The 16,385-nt window shown below is 42.7% G+C and carries 13 protein-coding genes and 2 pseudogenes; 13 read left to right on the top strand and 2 right to left on the bottom strand.

Going from position 1 to position 16,385, the window contains the following annotated elements:
- Window positions 1-17 precede the first annotated feature (17 nt).
- The 12 genes and pseudogenes from ACHZCX_RS08590 (at window position 18) to ACHZCX_RS08535 (ending at window position 13,273) form a co-directional block, all read left to right on the top strand.
- Window positions 18-1,304, top strand: coding sequence for a hypothetical protein (locus tag ACHZCX_RS08590; protein ID WP_319586816.1), 1,287 nt, complete (start codon window positions 18-20; stop codon window positions 1,302-1,304).
- Window positions 1,305-1,476: 172 nt separating this feature from the next.
- Window positions 1,477-1,692: a transposase gene (locus ACHZCX_RS08585; RefSeq protein ID WP_394708779.1), complete on the top strand. Its 216-nt coding sequence runs from the start codon at window positions 1,477-1,479 to the stop codon at window positions 1,690-1,692.
- A gap of 26 nt (window positions 1,693-1,718) precedes the next feature.
- Window positions 1,719-2,360 (top strand): polysaccharide deacetylase family protein, encoded by a 642-nt coding sequence (locus tag ACHZCX_RS08580; protein ID WP_319586814.1) that lies wholly within the window; start codon window positions 1,719-1,721, stop codon window positions 2,358-2,360.
- Window positions 2,357-2,974: a hypothetical protein gene (locus ACHZCX_RS08575; protein WP_319586813.1), complete on the top strand. Its 618-nt coding sequence runs from the start codon at window positions 2,357-2,359 to the stop codon at window positions 2,972-2,974. The genes ACHZCX_RS08580 and ACHZCX_RS08575 overlap by 4 nt, the downstream gene beginning before the upstream one ends.
- Window positions 2,975-3,168: 194 nt before the next feature.
- Complete coding sequence (locus ACHZCX_RS08570) at window positions 3,169-4,251, top strand: transposase (RefSeq protein ID WP_394708817.1); 1,083 nt, start codon at window positions 3,169-3,171, stop codon at window positions 4,249-4,251.
- A 192-nt stretch (window positions 4,252-4,443) separates the two neighbouring features.
- Entirely contained in the window at window positions 4,444-5,568 is a 1,125-nt protein-coding gene (locus ACHZCX_RS08565) for a GNAT family N-acetyltransferase (RefSeq protein WP_319586811.1), read from the top strand.
- A gap of 60 nt (window positions 5,569-5,628) precedes the next feature.
- Window positions 5,629-6,816 (top strand): glycosyltransferase, encoded by a 1,188-nt coding sequence (locus tag ACHZCX_RS08560; RefSeq protein ID WP_319586810.1) that lies wholly within the window; start codon window positions 5,629-5,631, stop codon window positions 6,814-6,816.
- A 710-nt stretch (window positions 6,817-7,526) separates the two neighbouring features.
- Window positions 7,527-8,614: pseudogene (locus ACHZCX_RS08555) on the top strand (IS630 family transposase).
- A 334-nt stretch (window positions 8,615-8,948) separates the two neighbouring features.
- On the top strand, window positions 8,949-10,322 hold the full coding sequence (locus ACHZCX_RS08550; protein WP_319586809.1) for a glycosyltransferase family 39 protein: 1,374 nt from the start codon (window positions 8,949-8,951) through the stop codon (window positions 10,320-10,322).
- A 502-nt stretch (window positions 10,323-10,824) separates the two neighbouring features.
- Window positions 10,825-11,105 (top strand): annotated as a pseudogene (locus tag ACHZCX_RS08545) (transposase).
- 348 nt (window positions 11,106-11,453) lie between these two features.
- Window positions 11,454-12,911: a UbiA family prenyltransferase gene (locus ACHZCX_RS08540; RefSeq protein ID WP_319586808.1), complete on the top strand. Its 1,458-nt coding sequence runs from the start codon at window positions 11,454-11,456 to the stop codon at window positions 12,909-12,911.
- Window positions 12,908-13,273 (top strand): hypothetical protein, encoded by a 366-nt coding sequence (locus tag ACHZCX_RS08535; protein WP_319586807.1) that lies wholly within the window; start codon window positions 12,908-12,910, stop codon window positions 13,271-13,273. Before ACHZCX_RS08540 ends, ACHZCX_RS08535 begins: the two co-directional genes overlap by 4 nt.
- A gap of 225 nt (window positions 13,274-13,498) precedes the next feature.
- On the opposite strand, the gene ACHZCX_RS08530 is transcribed toward ACHZCX_RS08535, so the two are convergent.
- Window positions 13,499-13,768: a hypothetical protein gene (locus tag ACHZCX_RS08530; RefSeq protein ID WP_319586806.1), complete on the bottom strand. Its 270-nt coding sequence runs from the start codon at window positions 13,766-13,768 to the stop codon at window positions 13,499-13,501.
- A 168-nt stretch (window positions 13,769-13,936) separates the two neighbouring features.
- Here ACHZCX_RS08530 and ACHZCX_RS08525 point away from each other — a divergent pair, with 168 nt between their 5' ends.
- Entirely contained in the window at window positions 13,937-14,296 is a 360-nt protein-coding gene (locus ACHZCX_RS08525) for an IS30 family transposase (protein WP_319586805.1), read from the top strand.
- A 666-nt stretch (window positions 14,297-14,962) separates the two neighbouring features.
- Here ACHZCX_RS08525 and ACHZCX_RS08520 read toward each other — a convergent pair.
- A complete protein-coding gene (locus ACHZCX_RS08520; RefSeq protein ID WP_319585365.1) occupies window positions 14,963-16,231 on the bottom strand; it encodes an IS256 family transposase in 1,269 nt (422 codons plus the stop codon).
- Between the last annotated feature and the right edge of the window lie 154 nt (window positions 16,232-16,385).

Genomic DNA, 16,385 nt, shown 5'->3' with positions numbered 1-16,385 from the left:
TCCATAGGCTCAGGTGTATGGAGAATAATGAATATTGTAGTATTGATGAAATTAAGGAAAAACAATTTGATAAATTAAAAAAAATAATAGATCATTGTTATACAAACGTACAATTTTACAAAAAAAAATTTGATGATGTCGGATTCAAACCTGACGATTTAAAAGATTTCTCAGATTTAAAGTGTATACCGTATTTAACAAAAAATGATGTTCAGAAAAATATGCATTTAATGGTTGCTAAAAATTATACTATAAATAGTTTATTTCTAGATTCTTCCGGCGGATCAACAGGAAAACCAACAAATTTTTATAAGGATAAACGTCGATGGCTTGAAGGAGTGGCAGATCAATATCGCCACGATCGGTGGTGCGGATGGGATGTTGGCGAAAAAGTTGTAAAGCTATGGGGTGCGCAAAGAGAATTTGAAAAACAAATTTCAAAAAAATATGCATTAGTCGAAAAATATATCTTTCGAGTCTATGGTTTTAACGCATTTGACATATCAGAGCGTAAAATTATTGAATATGTTCGCAGATTAGAAAAAATAAGGCCTACTATGGTGATGGCTTATGTTAATGTGGCCGTGCTTTTTGCCTCAGTCATAAAAAAAAATAATATTGATTTGAGTCGACTGAAACTAAAGGGTCTTATTTGTTCTGCCGAGACGCTAACTCAGCAAAAGCGCGCTGTCATCGAAGAGGCCTTTGCTTGCAAGGTTCTGAACCGTTATGGGTCAAGAGAAGTAGGCTTAATCGCCAGTGAGTGCCTTGAGCAAAATGGCCTGCACGTCAATACGGATGGTGTTTATGTAGAGATAGAGAAGAAGGGTCAGGAAACGGCGGAAGACGAAATTGGCGAGATTATAGTCACTGATCTCTGGAACTACGGAATGCCATTTATTCGCTATCAAATGGGCGATGTCGCTGCGAAAAGTTTTAAGCGTTGCGGTTGTGGGCGTAATCTCCCGATCATTAAAGATGTTAATGGTCGTGTGAGTGATTTTTTTGTTGATGCTAATGGCGGGTTGATACATGGGGAATACTTTACGCATCTGTTTTATGGTGTTGAAGGAGTTGAACAATTTCAATTTGTGCAGGAAGATACGAATGTAATCAGGTTAAGAATTCTTCCTGGTGAAAACTTCAGTTTGTCTGTTTTAGAACCAGTGATTTATAAAACAAAACAATGCATAGGATCTAATATTCATGTCGATATCGAAATTTGTAACTCTTCTTTTATTGAAGAGTCCGGGAAATTTAGATTTACAATATCGAATGTTGCAAACAAATGTTTTAATGAATAAATAATTAATTGGAGTTCTGTTTCAATTCCGTTATGTTAGGGTAGATTCCCACCGAAATCAACGTGAGGCTAAAGTGTATTGCGAGTTTCTTGGCTGTTTGCTTGCCGATGTAACAGCCCCCTATATTTCATTTTTGACCGTGGACAATCACCCTGTGCATCGTTCGGAGTAAGTGCAGGAAATTTTGACCGAAACCAAGGGGAAACTGAGGCTTTTCTACTTGCCGCCTTACTCACCGAAACTGAATCTCGACGAATTGGTGTGGAACTATTTGAAAAATAATCACATAGGCCGAATGCCCTATGGAGGTAAAAAAGAGTTTCACAATGTCAAAGAACATCAGGGCGGCTTACCCGACCCAGCCATCGAGACGATGGCTGGGTCGTAACACTCAAAACTTCAGAATATTGATTAATGTTTTTTAATTATAGATTAAAAAATTTTATAAAATTTTTTTTATTAAAATGGCTGATTATTTATAAAAACGACAAATCATCAGGTGTAGTTTTAACATTTGACGATGGTCCAGATGAAATTATAACACCATTGATTTTAAAAATACTTGAAGAAAATAATGCTCAAGCTATATTTTTCGTTTTGGGACGTAAAGCAGAAAGATATCCTGAATTAGTAAAGCTTATTGTGAAAAATGGACATATCGTAGGTAATCATACACATACGCATATTTCTGCCTATAGTACGAATTACTGCCAATATTTGAATGAAATTCAGAGTTGTCAGCAGACTATTTATAACATTACAGGAGAATATCCAAGATACTTCCGTCCGCCTAATGGATCGCTGAGTCTTTCAGCATTGCTAGCAATAAAGCGAAGTAATCTGAAAAATGTATTGTGGTCAGTGGAATCAGGTGAATATGGCGTGTGGGCCAAAGATACCCCAGAGATGATACACAATCGACTATTTTCTGTTTTAAGCAATCAAGATGTATTACTAATGCATGATAATTCTGAAAAAGTTCCTCTAGTTTTAGAGACTCTTGTTCCGGCTTTGTCGACTAAAGGTGTTATCTTTGCTAAAGCGGGTGAGCTATGAATTATCCAGTTTTTTGGGATATAGTAAAATGTAGAATTGCTAAAGAAGGTTTAATTTTAACTATTTGGTATTTTTTTGTCACAATTTTTTTAGGTCGCTTAGGTATTGAATTTAATAACCTTTATAGAGCTGAATTACCTTGCGATTCTGTTTGTATAGAGAGTGTTAAAATTTTTTATACGTTGAATGATATACCAACTCCTTTACACAGCATGTTAGACAAATTGATGGGAAGCAATGGCTTTGTGTCGAGGAATATGGAAGACGATAAAGTATTGGCAGTAGGTTTTGAAAGTGACCAGCCTGTCAGCTGGTGTTGGTTAACACGCATAAAAAATCAGCATTCTTTCCTGGAACCCGGAGACTGGTTAATTCACAGCTGCGCGACTTTGCCAGCCGTTAAGGGCCAAGGTTTTTATCCTCGGTCAATACGTAGCCTGGTACAAGTAGCTACTAATCAATGGCTTTCTGGAAATGGCGGAAAATTTTTATATATAGAATGTTCTATTGCCAATAATTCCTCAATAAAAGGCATTAAGAAAGCAGGTCTTGAAAAAAAAGCATTGTTAATAAAATTTTGGGGTAGAATGTTTCTCAGGTGGAAATTTATTTAGCCTTTTTTATGATATATGAGCCTTTTGCAAAAAGACGAGAACTATCGGTAGCCGAGAGGGGCGACTGCCGCACAATTTTCAGTTTAACAATCTGAAATAATTGAGCTTAATGGCATTTCACGGTAAAGTTTTGTATCCAGCAAAACAGAACCGAGGAGAATGCCATGAAGCTCACGGAAAAGATATCATGGTTGATGGGGCGTGTCCAAAGAAGTCTGTTCCCCCATCTGAACGAATATTTGCCATCGCCGCTTACTGATCAGGAGAAGCGGTTGGTGTCGATCCTGGAGATCGTCCAGGTTGAACGACATGTACCCAGAATCGTCACCCGGTATCGGTATCCCGGTCGCAAGCCTCTTGACCGGCAGGCTTTGGCCCGTGCGTTCGTGGCCAAAGCGCTCTATCGTCATCCGACGACCAGCGATCTGCACCGCGCCCTGCAATCGGCAACCAACCTGCGAAGGATATGTGGATTCAGAGGTTTGAGCAGTCTCCCTTCGGAGGCCACCTTTTCGCGGGCCTTTACCGCATTTGCCGCCGGCAGTCTGGGCCATGTGGTGCATGATGCATTGGTAGCAGAATACCTGTCGCATGAGCTTATCGGTCACATAAGCCGGGATTCCACGGCGATTGTTGGCCGCGAGAAACCGGCGAAGAAGGTTGCCAAAGAACCGCAGCCGCGTCGCAAACGAGGACGTCCCGCCAAGGGCGAACTACGTGAGGCGGACCCCTTAATAAAGCGGATGGATCGCCAGGTGGACCAGACCGCAGAGGAAGCCATTGGCGAACTACCGATTGCCTGTGACCGCGGTGCCAAGCAGAATGCCAAGGGGTACAAAACAGCATGGAACGGCTACAAGTTGCATCTGGATACCAATGATATCGGTCTTCCGATCAGCGCCCTTGTTACCTCTGCCTCTCTGCATGACAGCCAGGTAGCTATTCCGCTGATCAAACTGACCAGCAAAAAGGTAACCTACCTCTACGACCTGATGGATGCCGCTTACCACGCCCAGCGGATTGAAGAGACCAGCAGGGAGTTTGGGCATGTCCCGATTGTCGATAGAAATGGACGGGGCAAGGAGGTTGTTCCCATGGCGCCTCATGAGGCAGAACGCTACAAGATTCGATCTTGTGCGGAACGGGCGAACAGCAGGCTGAAAGAAGACTTCGGCGCAAGTAATGTCATGGTCAAAGGGCACAGCAAGGTAAAACTCCACCTGATGCTTGGTGTTGTCGTCCTGTTTGCCGATCAGTTGCTTCGACTGGCCGGATAGAATATCAAAGATCAGAAAATGAGGTTTGTACCCAACTGGGCAAATAGTTCATTTTGCAAGAGGCTCATATTCTTTTAATTGTTTTATAAACTATTAAAAACCGTATTTTTTTGGTGAGGATTGGTTGTTATAATTATGTTGTCGACGATTGAAATTCGATCTCTATTAGATTTAAAATTGCATAAAGAGGAAATGTCTAGCTTCCTTTCTAAGCAGTCAGTGATTAGCAGTTTGTATCATCAACCTGTGTATATAGAACAAGTTTTATCAACAAAAAATAATATAAAGAATTTTAATATAATATTAATAAAAAATAAAAAAGATATAATTGCTATTTATCCATTTTATGTAGTGTATGAAAATTTTGATTTAAAACTAGGATTAGTTGATTTGATTTCAGTTCCTATGCGGAAATTGAGAATTTTTGGTAACAATTTCGCTTTTGATAATAGTTGTGATTTTATAGATTTCAATAGTTATTTTAAAGATGCTCTTGATCGTTATGCAGATCATTACGATATTGGTTTTCTTGAAGCGGTTCCAGTTGGGTCAACTCTGATATCTCATTTTTCTTGCGCAAATAATAATGTTCGCATTGATCCAATTGCAAAAAATCCTGATAATGTATGGCTGTTGGAGTTTCCCGAATCATGGGACGAATATATTGGGGCAATGAGATATAAAACACGCTATAATCTCAATTGTCGTGTTAAAAAAATAACATGCACGTTCGATGGTCATGTGCGGTTACAGCGCTATCGAGAGGTCGTTGATGTTGAGCCATTTCTATTTGTTTTAAATGATATTTATCAGCATACATGGCAAGCGCATGCCTTTGGATGTTTTTGTAGAAACAGTGAAGAAGATCGGGCGAAAAATGTCGCATTGGCTGAGTTGGGTGCTCTGGATTGTTTTGCACTTTATGTGTCGGGAGAAGCTATAGCATATTTGAGAGGTTATCAGCACAAAGGTATATATTATTATGAAGAAATTGGATATAAAAAATCATGGCGCAAGTTTGCTCCCGGAAGTGTTTTAAATATGCTTATGTTACCAATATTGTTTTCTGATGGAAATATTAAAACTCTTGATTTTGGATATGGTGATAATGATTATAAACAAATTTTTGGTAACAAATTTTATAGTGCGCATAATATTTTTTTGGTAAAAAAATGGTCGTTAGGAGCAATTTTGTCTAGATTACAACATTACCTTCAATCTTTTTATGTAAAAATAAGAAATTTGCTTTTAATGTTAAAAATGGACAAAAAAATAAGATTTTTTTTAAAAGGTAAAAAAAACGTTAACCATATATGATGATGGATATTTATTCATTCGTGCGATGTGTTTCAATTTTGGTTAGAAAAGGTTGTTAGAATGTCGGTACTCTTTTTAAGTCATATGTTTCCTAATTCTGCAGATCCATTTCTTGGTAAATTTGTTTATGATTTAGCAAGAATTCTAAATCATAAGGTTCATGTACTTGTGGTTGCCCCTGTTCCATATTTTCCTTTTATGTCAAAATTCAAAAAATACAGAAACTATAAGAACATTATAAGTGAAAGGGAGGAGAGCGGACTTAAAATAATGCATCCGAGGTTTTTATTGATTCCCAGGTATTGGAAATGGTTAGATGCTGTATTTTATTTATTTGGTTGTTCCATAATATTATTTAATCAAATAAAAAAATGTGATGTTGTAGTTGCCCACTGGACATTTCCAGATGCCTTTGTTGGCCTTTTTTTTGCAAAATTGCTAGGTAAGAAAATTATTCTTGTTGTCCATGGGAATGAAAGTATTCATTATCATGATTCGCCGACCTTAAGAAAAATGTTGGTTAATTATACAGTCCACCGTATGGACCATCTTGTCCCAGTAAGTGTAGATTTGCAACAAAAGCTCTATTCCTCATATAATATTCCTGCTGATAGGATGACAGTCATCCATAGTGGAGTAGATCTTGAGCTCTTTCCTGCCCGGAATGTTTATAAATCTCGACATGATTTAAATCTTTCAGCGAAAGCTAAGGTAATACTTTGTGTCGCGCGACTGTCTAAAGAAAAAGCACATATCAATCTTTTAAAGGCATTTAAAGCTATATGCTACACAGATAACCTTTCGCTAAATTTATATTGTCTCGGTGAAGGACCCGAACGAGAGAGGCTCGAAATTTATATCAAGGAAAACGACCTTGAGAGAAATGTGTTTTTGCTAGGAAATGTTCCTCATGATCGTGTTCATCTTTGGATGTCCGCAGCTGATATTTTCGTATTGCCTTCATTGTGGGAAGGGGCACCTGTTGTGATTGGGGAAGCTTTTGCTTGTGGGCTTCCTGTGGTTGCGTCAGAAGTCGGTGGAATACCAGATCTCATTGTTAATGATAGGCTTGGTTTGCTTTTTACACCTGATTCCGTATCCTCGTTAGAATCTGCTTTACGTTTGGCATTAGAAAAAAATTGGGATCGGAATTATATTCGGCGACATGGTTTAAATTTTAGCTGGGAAAAAATAGCTCATAATTTTATAAATATATTTGATAAGATTTGTCTTGGTAGCGGCCAGTGATATTGCCTGACCTGCCCTCTAAACGAGGTATCTTGGCCCAGCGGAGATAGGTCATTTGAGCTGGTTTGTAGGGCAACGATCAAATACGGTTCCTCCGCAGAATCTGTGGGTTGACCGGTAACGTTCTGCACCGCAACGTATTGTTTCAGTGTGTTTTACATTATTCAATCCGAGCAGGTGCATTGGGATCGGTCGTTGGCTCAACCCCATGCACCGTTTTTTAGTACGGTCCGGTCGGTAGCATGGAGCCCCGACTCTATCAAGGCCAAGCCCTGCGGGTGTGCGCTGTGCGCACAGCCTTGACAGAGCCGAGCCTCCACGCTCAGCCTGAAAGTGGCATGGGTGACGGGGCGGCAGGCACCCCACACCTTCACCTCCGGCGGGGCTCAGGTTCTGGGGCTAAATATCAAAAATCTACCCACAGATTCTGCGGACGAGGCTCAAATACAATGACCCTACAGAATATGGTTAGGTTAGAAGGTTGATTTGTAAATTATATGGATTCTCCGTTTAGCGCAAGTGACCCCTAGATATTGAGTTACACCGAATTGCTACCTAACGACACATCCGGCGGGGTCGGTCGTCGCAATCTGATTAATGAGGTGGTTAAAGAGCAAACTTTCACTATTAGATGCGGCCGAATGATCGTGACACTAGTACACTGTGCGGTTAATTGGGCACATTTATCAATTTATGTGTTATAGTGCGTCATGCCACGCACACATGAAAACTACACAATTAATGAAGACGAGCAGCGGAGCCTCGAAGCCCTGCTGCGTTCACCTAAAACAGCGCAAAGCCTTGTATTCCGTGCGGAGATCATCCTGCTGACGGCTTCTGGAAAGACAGTTGAGCAAGTGGCAAGCCAGCTCGGGACCACTGCACTGACTGTCTACCGCTGGAGGAAGCGATTCAAAGATCAAGGCCTCACGGGCCTTCAGGATCGTTTTCGAAGTGGTCAGCCCAAGAAGCTTCCCAAAGAAGAAGTCAAGGAAGTGCTGAGAATGACCGTGGACGAGAGGCGACTCATTGGAGTGTCCGCCTCATGGCGAAAGCGGCTCATGTCACCACCTGGCAAGTGCGGGAAATATGGAAGGCTGCCGACTTAAAACCCCATCGGCTCAAGACATTCAAAATCAGTAATGATCCACACTTTGCTGAAAAGGTTATAGATATCGTTGGGCTGTACATGAATCCTCCTGAAAATGCGGTTGTTTTATCCGTTGACGAAAAAACTCAAATTCAGGCATTAGATCGAACCCAACCGATGCTCCCGTTGCGGCCAGGCCAAATTGAACGTCGGACACATGATTATAAGCGAAACGGGACCACCAGCCTTTACGCTGCCTTTGACATTGTAACCGGTAAGGTTATTGGGAGGACGACAGCACGGCACAGGGCAAAAGAATTTCTCGATTTTCTTCGGCAAATAAAAAAAGCAATGCCGTCAGATGTTGACCTCCACGTTATTCTGGACAACAGCAGTACACACAAAACAGCTGAAGTGAAGAAGTGGCTCAAGGCCAATCCGCGCTTCAACATGCATTTCACCCCAACCAGCGCATCATGGCTTAATGCTGTAGAAGGCTGGTTTGGACAGCTGGAACGTCGTTCTCTTTATCGCGGAGTTTTTACCAGTGTCAAAGAACTGAGAAACGAAATCCACCGTTTCATAAGCCACCATAATTCAAAGACGGCAAAACCTTTCAAGTGGACAAAAAGCGCCGATGGTATCCTTGATAAAGTGGAAAGAGCAAAACATTCATTAAACAACGAGACTAACCGCACGGGACACTAGTGTCCCGTGCGGTTAATTCCGTCATGCAATACAAGGGTTCTGGGGTCAAGTTGTCGCAAATCACCCTCGTAATTTCTGAGGATAACCTCCGCGGGCCTTTGAAAATTAAAAGACACGATTAAGCAAACAGGACACTAGGTGCTGCAGGTAGTAGCTACTTGCGTCAGGTGGATACCCCGCTAAATTATTAAGGCGGTCGTTAATCGGCGGACATTTTACCAAGTTGTGCTGGCCATAACGTGCCGTGATTAAATGTAAAATTACAGGTATTGGCAAGATGGTTAAGCTTTGTGTTCGGCTATTACTGAACTAAATAGTAAACGGGGATAATTTTATGAGGTTAAAAGTTATACGCATAATACTTTTCATTAATTTTATTGTTTCTCTTTTTGCTATTTATGGAATTTTCTCTTTTCCTTTTTATAAGGAGATGATGATTGGTTATGTCCCAGTCATATTAGGGGTAGTGATTTCATTTTTCACATTTTATTATCGTAAATTGTTGCAAAAATATATTGCTAAATGTATTGCAGTAATATCTGAAAAGCAATTCCTTTTTAGTGTTTTTCTTTTAAGTATTTTAGTGAGATTGCCTTGGATTTATCGCCCTGGTATAATAAAAAGTGATTTTCAGAGTTATTTTGATGGTGCTTTAGGAATAATTGAGGGGAATGGATTTGGGATAGGTGGCCAATATCCTCCAGGTCCGTCTGGGTATGTTGCTACTGTTTTCTTCTTTTTCGGTGTTTCCTCGTACGCTGTACCTCTTTTTAATGCTATATTGAGTGGTGTAGCATCGATCATAATATATTTCTTGCTAAGAGGATACGATGTAAGTACTGCGCGATTAGCAAGTTTTTTAGTTAGCATTATACCTTCATCAGCGGTTTTTGCTGGTGCGCTTGGATATGAAAATTTTTTACTTTTTGCATTTCCTAGTATTTTGCTTATTTTCACCAAAACGCAATCTGCTTTAATGCAAAGTATTCTCCTTTATTTAATTTTTCTTGGGTTGCTTTGTGGTATTGTGGTGTTGACACATCCCCCATATATTTTATTACCTTTCATTATTGGCATAGGATTTTGGATATCTGGTTTATCTCTTAAAAAATCTGCTGTTCGATTGTCATTTATTATTATTATAGTTTTTATGGTTATTGCACCATGGATGTATCATACTTATAAATCATTCAACAAGCCATTTATTTCAGCAAATTTTGGCAGAGTTCTTCTTTCTTCAAATAATCCATATACAGATGGAATATTTAGTGATCTCTATCCTCCGCTTAATACAGAAAATATTGTTTCACATGACGAAAGAATGGCAAAATTGGCTTTTAATTATATTATAAATAATCCTTTTAGAGTTATACTGTTATCGTTAAAACGAACTGCATATATGTGGGGAACTGATACAACAACGCTTGGAGCAGTGCTTGATGGAAGAGAGCTAGAAAAAAAAATTATGTCATTAATTACTCAAACGTTTTGGGTGGTCATAGTATTATTTTGGCTGAGTTGGTCATGGAAAGCTGTCAGCAGCAAAGTTTCATATTTACCCTCCTTTTATTATATTGCTTTAATATGGATATTTATAAAATTTTCCATTCATTTTCTTATAGAACCTTCTTCAAGGCATCACCTCGAACTTATCCCGATACTGATATTTATTGCAGCAGACAATTTGGTTGGGATAAATAAAGTCTGATTTCAGTAAGTTATACCCTCGGCTTTGCCGAGGGACCCCAGAAGTTTGACGGTTCCAGGATTATTGAAACTTGACAGTTGCCTGAGCCATGGAAGATACTTGGGATCTCGTCGTTAGCGAACAAGTGTTAATGAGAAGCGGCATGGAATATGTTTGTAATGGATAAAATTTAAATGAAAACTTTAAAAGTTTCCATATCTCGTATTGTACTTGCTGTACCAACCCCTACACGGAGGAATCGAAAAGTAGAAAATACGAATTCCCGACCGGGTACCGCAGTGATAGCCGACAACTTGACCATCGAATGGTGGTAAGTAAATCTGTTGAACCTGCCGCTTTGAGCTGTTCCAGATCTTTCAAGCCATCGGCTTTGCCGGTGGTCACTGACTAGCTCGAAAAAGAAGGTTTAAACCACCGCATTCAGGCGGGTAGCATTCTGCTAGCAGCTGACTTATACATGGAAGCCATGGACTACCGTTAAGGTAGCCATAAAAAATACAAGATCGGATACCACTTCGTCTGGGTCACCAAGTACCGATATCCATGCTGGAGAGAGACCTTGCTTCCCGAGTAAGAGAACTTGTCCTCAAAACTTGTGAACGGTACGAGATTAAGGTTATTCGAAGAATTTCCGCATGTGAAAAGCGGTATTGGGGACAGCATTTTTGGGCACGGGGCTATCTCTGTGTCACAGCCGGCGAACTGAAGAAAGTTATGCTTCTGGAGTATCTTTCGCATTATTTTGAACCCAAGCCTCATGACGGCTTCAATGTCGAGCCGTGAACCGGCTGCGCAGCCTGCCGGTATTGCTGGACTTTCAGTCAGCGATTTCAAACTTACTTACTTCAAGTCGGTGTTTGCTTAGTATTGATGACTTTTCACTGATTCAGGATGAAGTATTGTAAATAAGAAATTTTGTGGAGAAATACCTATATGTCAATGCTCCCCAACCCATAGATTGGGGAAAAGCTTGTTTTTCTTCAGATTGCATAAGTCTGAAAATCTGTCAGTAAAACAAATTGTTGGCACGCTAAATGGCCACACGCGATCCGGGTGTTCAATCGATTCCGGCAAAAGCGGATTATTTGGAAACCAATCACATTTTTTATAAAGCCTCCTTGGGAAATGACGATGGTTAATCATTATACCTCGAACGATTTAATTCCACTTGTTGTCGATTTAGACGGGACGCTTACCCTTACTGATACCTTGGTTGAGTCACTGGTGCAACTGGTGAAAGGCGACCCACTATCCCTGCTTCATTTACCAAGCTCCTTGATGGCCGGGCGGGCAGCCTTTAAAAGGTATATTGCCTCAAGGGTAACTATAAAAGTTAACCTGTTTCCTTATCATTCTCAATTACTCGCTTATCTGAAGGACGAAAAAGCAAAAGGAAGAAAGCTTGTTTTGGCTACCGCCGCGCATATTTCAATAGCAAAAGCAGTTGCCGCACACCTTGGCTTGTTCGATGAAATCATTGCAACCGAGGCAGGGGGAAACTTAAAGGGCTCTGCAAAGCTTGAAATGATCAGGAAATCTGTGGGGGAACGCTTTGCCTACGCAGGGGATAGCAAAGCTGACATGCCTATCTGGGAATCGGCCGAGGCAGCGGTCTTGGTCTCGGTTTCACGCTCCTTGGCGTCTATGGTAGAGAGGTCAACATTTGTTGAGAGGGAATTTCCCCGCGAGCAAACGGGACCTAAGGATTGGATCAAGGCAATACGCGTGTATCAGTGGATAAAAAATTCTCTTGTTTTTATTCCGCTTCTGACTTCTTTCGGATTTTCTGATCCTACGAAGGTCATTGATGCGTGTTTCGCTTTTATAGCGTTCTCATTTGCCGCTTCAGCAACGTATATTCTTAATGATATTTGGGACATCGATAATGACCGTATGCATCCACGAAAGCGCTCAAGGCCGTTTGCTAGCGCTCGAATTTCGATTCCCCTTGGAGTTTTTGCCTCCTTTATTTTGCTTGTTGTTTCCTTGATGATTGCGGCTACCCTTTCCAAGGGATTCCTGATCAGCTTATTAACTTACATCGCAATCACCAGTGCATATAGCTGGATTTTAAAGACCTATGTTCTGATCGATGTGTTGATCCTTTCGCTCTTGTATACATTGAGGATTCTTGCGGGTTCGCTCGCCATAGAGGTTTCCACCAGTTCCTGGCTAATGGCCTTTTCGGTATTTCTTTTTTTCGGCCTTGCTATAATCAAACGTTGTACTGAGTTGGTTTCACTTGCAGATTCAGGGCAGACTGCAACCCAGGGCCGAAACTATTTAGTTGCTGACCTCACCGTCCTGTGGCCTCTTGGTATTGGGACTAGCCTTAATGCAGTAGTGGTTTTTGGCCTCTACATCAATTCCGCCGAGACCCAGGCGCGGTATGATTCTCCCCAGCTACTCTGGTTGGTTGGCGTAGGTTTGCTCTACTGGGTTTCTCGTCTTTGGATAAAGACCTTGCGCCGAGAGATGCCTGACGATCCTATAATATTTGCAGTAAAGGATTTCGGTAGTCGTGTGACGGTGATCTGCATGGTTGCCGTAACCATCGCGGCCCACTTTTTACATTTCAATGGAATATGAATACGTTAATCTTTGCAGTGGCCAGCATCGTACTTTCGGTAGCTGCACAATTTCTTCTCAAGGCGGGAATGTCGAGTCTTAATCTGCGGGCTATGCTTGCCGAGCCTTTAAGGTTTCAGACCAGTATGGCGATCCTGTTGAATCCAAAGGTGCTTGCGGGCTTCCTGCTCTATGGGCTGGGTGCCATATTTTGGCTTGCGGTTCTGGCTCGATGGGATGTCAGTAAAGCCTATCCTCTCGTTGGCATAGGATTCTTGCTTACGGTCATCGTTGGCTTTGCGCTTGGGGAGCAAGTGACCCTTATGCGCACTTTAGGGGTTTTGATGATCTGCGCAGGTGTTTTTATCGTAAGCCGGAGCTGATATTAGACCGGCGGATTCAACTCTGAAGTGCAACTTTTGTGAGAGGATTTAAGTGGTGAGCTGCGTTAAGATCGAAGCCACCTAAACGACCAAGCAAAAGGAGCACCGATGAAACCATATAAACAGCTCGCCAGTGAGCAACGATACCAGATTTACGGATTGAAACAAGCTGGTTTGGATCAAAGCCAGATTGCCTTCGATCTTGGGGTCAATAAATAAACGATTTCACAGGAGTTTAGCCGCAACAAAGGTCAACGCGGCTGGCGTCCGAAACAGGCACAGTCGTTTCGGGACGAACGCAAACGAAGCAGCCTCAATGGCAAACGCATCTCTTTGCATGAATGGGCTGATGTCGAGCGATTGATCCGATCGGACTTCAGTCCGGAACAGGTTGCACGTCGGTTTGCTTTGGAAGGCGGCTTGCTGATTAGTCACGAAACCGTCTACCGCCACATCTATGCAGACAAGAAAAACGGCGGCGCCCTGCACCAGCATTGACGAATGTCCTGCAATTATAGAACAAAAGATGCGAGTGGGCGATTGGGAAGGTGACACCGTCATCGGCAAAAATCATAAAGGCGGCTTGGTCACCCTAGCAGACCGGAAAACGCGTTATGTGCTGGCGGGTCACATTCGCAGCAAGCATGCGATGGAGTGACCGCTGTGACAGCGCACTTACTGGAGCCCCACAAAGACCGTTGTCACACCATCACCTTCGACAACGGCAAAGAATTCGCTGGGCATGAACGCTTAGCAGCGGCGCTCCAGACTTCTATCTATTTTGCCCATCCCTATCACTCATGGGAGCGCGGCCTAAACGAAAACAGCAACGGTCTTTTGCGGCAGTATTTCCCAAAACGCATGGACTTGAGCAATATCAGCGGGGAGCAGGTACAGCGAGCGGTTGACCGACTCAACCATCGACCGCGAAAAGTATTGGGATATCGTTCGCCGCATGAGGTATTCTTCGCAACAAAAGTGCACTATACCAAACCGCCGCTAGCTGTTGCACTTCAGAGTTGAATCTGCCGCCTGAAATGATTATTGACGTGAAACATGCAACTAAACGTTTTTTAAGCTACTTTTCCCCAAAGCTGTTGACTTTCAAATTTTATGGGTTTTGTTCATCAACGCCTATTCGCTTGATGAGGGTGCCAACATGCCCGCGGCCCACGCATGACCGGCACACGGTTGAGTTGTTCCCGAAGCATCCTGGAGCACCCTGAATGGTTGCTCCAGGATGCAGTTTTTTTTTGATGCCCCGCATGAGTTCCAAAAATCAGCAGCACTGATGGTATGGCGCTGAATATAGACGCTGCTGCGACTTGTGCCGACCAATTGGGCCTGACGCTTGATCGAAAAAGCATGTTTACGATCATTATCGCTTTTCGCTCAGCAATCCACGGAGAGAGCGCTTTCTAAAAAATCGTTCTCCTGCGTCAATTGCCCAACCTTGGGCATCGCCTTCACATCGACCGGCGGATTCGACTCGCTGCATTTGCCGAAAAACACGGCTCACAATCACTGAGGTGACATTTTCAATCGTTTATTTGACTGGTGCGTGCTTGAAAGTGCTGTGTCAGTTCAGTCGGAGTCTTTTCCGTCCAGTGTCACTAATGCAAATTTCGTTTTAAACACGCTGAGTGTCACCTCGGAGTTATGGTCAAGTCTGGTGTTTAGGAAACAATCTCAAACGATGGCCCTGTTGAGCTCGCTATCAGTTAATGAGGTGACAGATTCTCCATCTTTGAATTGAACACCTCGTATTACCTCAGCCAGTAGCTTGAAGCCTCTCAACTTACGCCACCTTTTTTGAGCACTTTGGCCGAGCTTGTACACCATGGCCAAGATCGTATGCCTGGCAATACATCCCCTTGTTTTTGCCGTCCTCAGGCGCACGGTGGCAAAGGTTGATTCAATGGGGTTGGATGTCCGTATATGTTGCCAATGAATGGCAGGAAAATTATAAAAAGCCAACATCTGCTCTTTATCCTTTTCCAGGCATTCCATGGCTTTTGGGTATTTTGCCGAGTAGGTCGAAAGAGCAACGTCAAAGGCATTGAAGGCATCCTGTTTCGTTGGGGCCATCCAGATCTCATGCAACGCCTGCTTCACCTTGGGCTGCACCAACTTCGGAACTTTGTTGAGCACATTGGCCGTCTTATGAACCCAACAGCGTTGCTGGACTGTTTTGGGAAATACCTTACTTAACGCTTTCCAAAACCCCAGAGCACCGTCGCCGACCGCCAGCTTGGGAGCATGTCCGAGTCCTTGCGCTTTGAGGCGTAACAGCAGCTCCGACCAGCTCTGTTCGGATTCCCGATAGCCGTCTTCAATGGCGACAAATTCCTTCCGTCCGTGTTCGGTGACACCGATAATGACGAGAATGCATTGCTTGGCGTCATCACTGCGGATGTTGAAGTACACGCCATCTGCCCAGATATACACGTACCGTTTGTTTTCCATCCTCCGCCGGTTCCACGCGTCGTGCTCTTCCTCCCATATTTGCTTGCAGCGACTGATCGTGGAGGCTGACAGCCCTTTTGCATCCCGGCCTAGAAGAGCCTGTAATGCTTCTTGAAAATCGCCTGTGGAGATGCCTTTGAGATAAAGCCAAGGTAACACCTCCTCAATGCTCCTGGTTTTCCGGACATAGGGCGGCAACAGCGTCGAATTGAATTTGATGCCTTGTCCACGTTTATCGCGAATCTTTGGAACCCGGACGGCAACAGGGCCGATACCAGTTTGGAGCTCCCGTTCCGGCAAATATCCATTGCGAACAATTTGCTGGTGGCCGTTCTCATCTTTGAGGCCGATAAATTGGCGGAGATATCCATAGAGTTCAGCTTCAACAGCGTTGGCGATCAGTTGCCTGGCTCCGGTGCGGAGCAACTCGGTTAATGGATCCTCGGAAATATCCCCTGGCTTTTTAAAGGCAATAATTTTACTCTTACTCATGACGTATCCTTTTTTGTTGGAATTAAGTTTTGGCGAACTCATTTCAACAGGATACGTCATTTGTTTTTTATGGCTCTCTCAAACACCACTTTCGATCATAGCTCGTCACCTCGTTCCTTTTCCCATTGTCTGCTCGTCAGTTTAGCCCTTCCTT

The sequence above is a fragment of the uncultured Desulfobulbus sp. genome, assembly GCF_963662935.2.
Lineage (GTDB): Bacteria > Desulfobacterota > Desulfobulbia > Desulfobulbales > Desulfobulbaceae > Desulfobulbus.
Note: the sequence above shows the minus strand (reverse complement) of the source record. Positions and strands in the feature narration are given on the sequence as shown.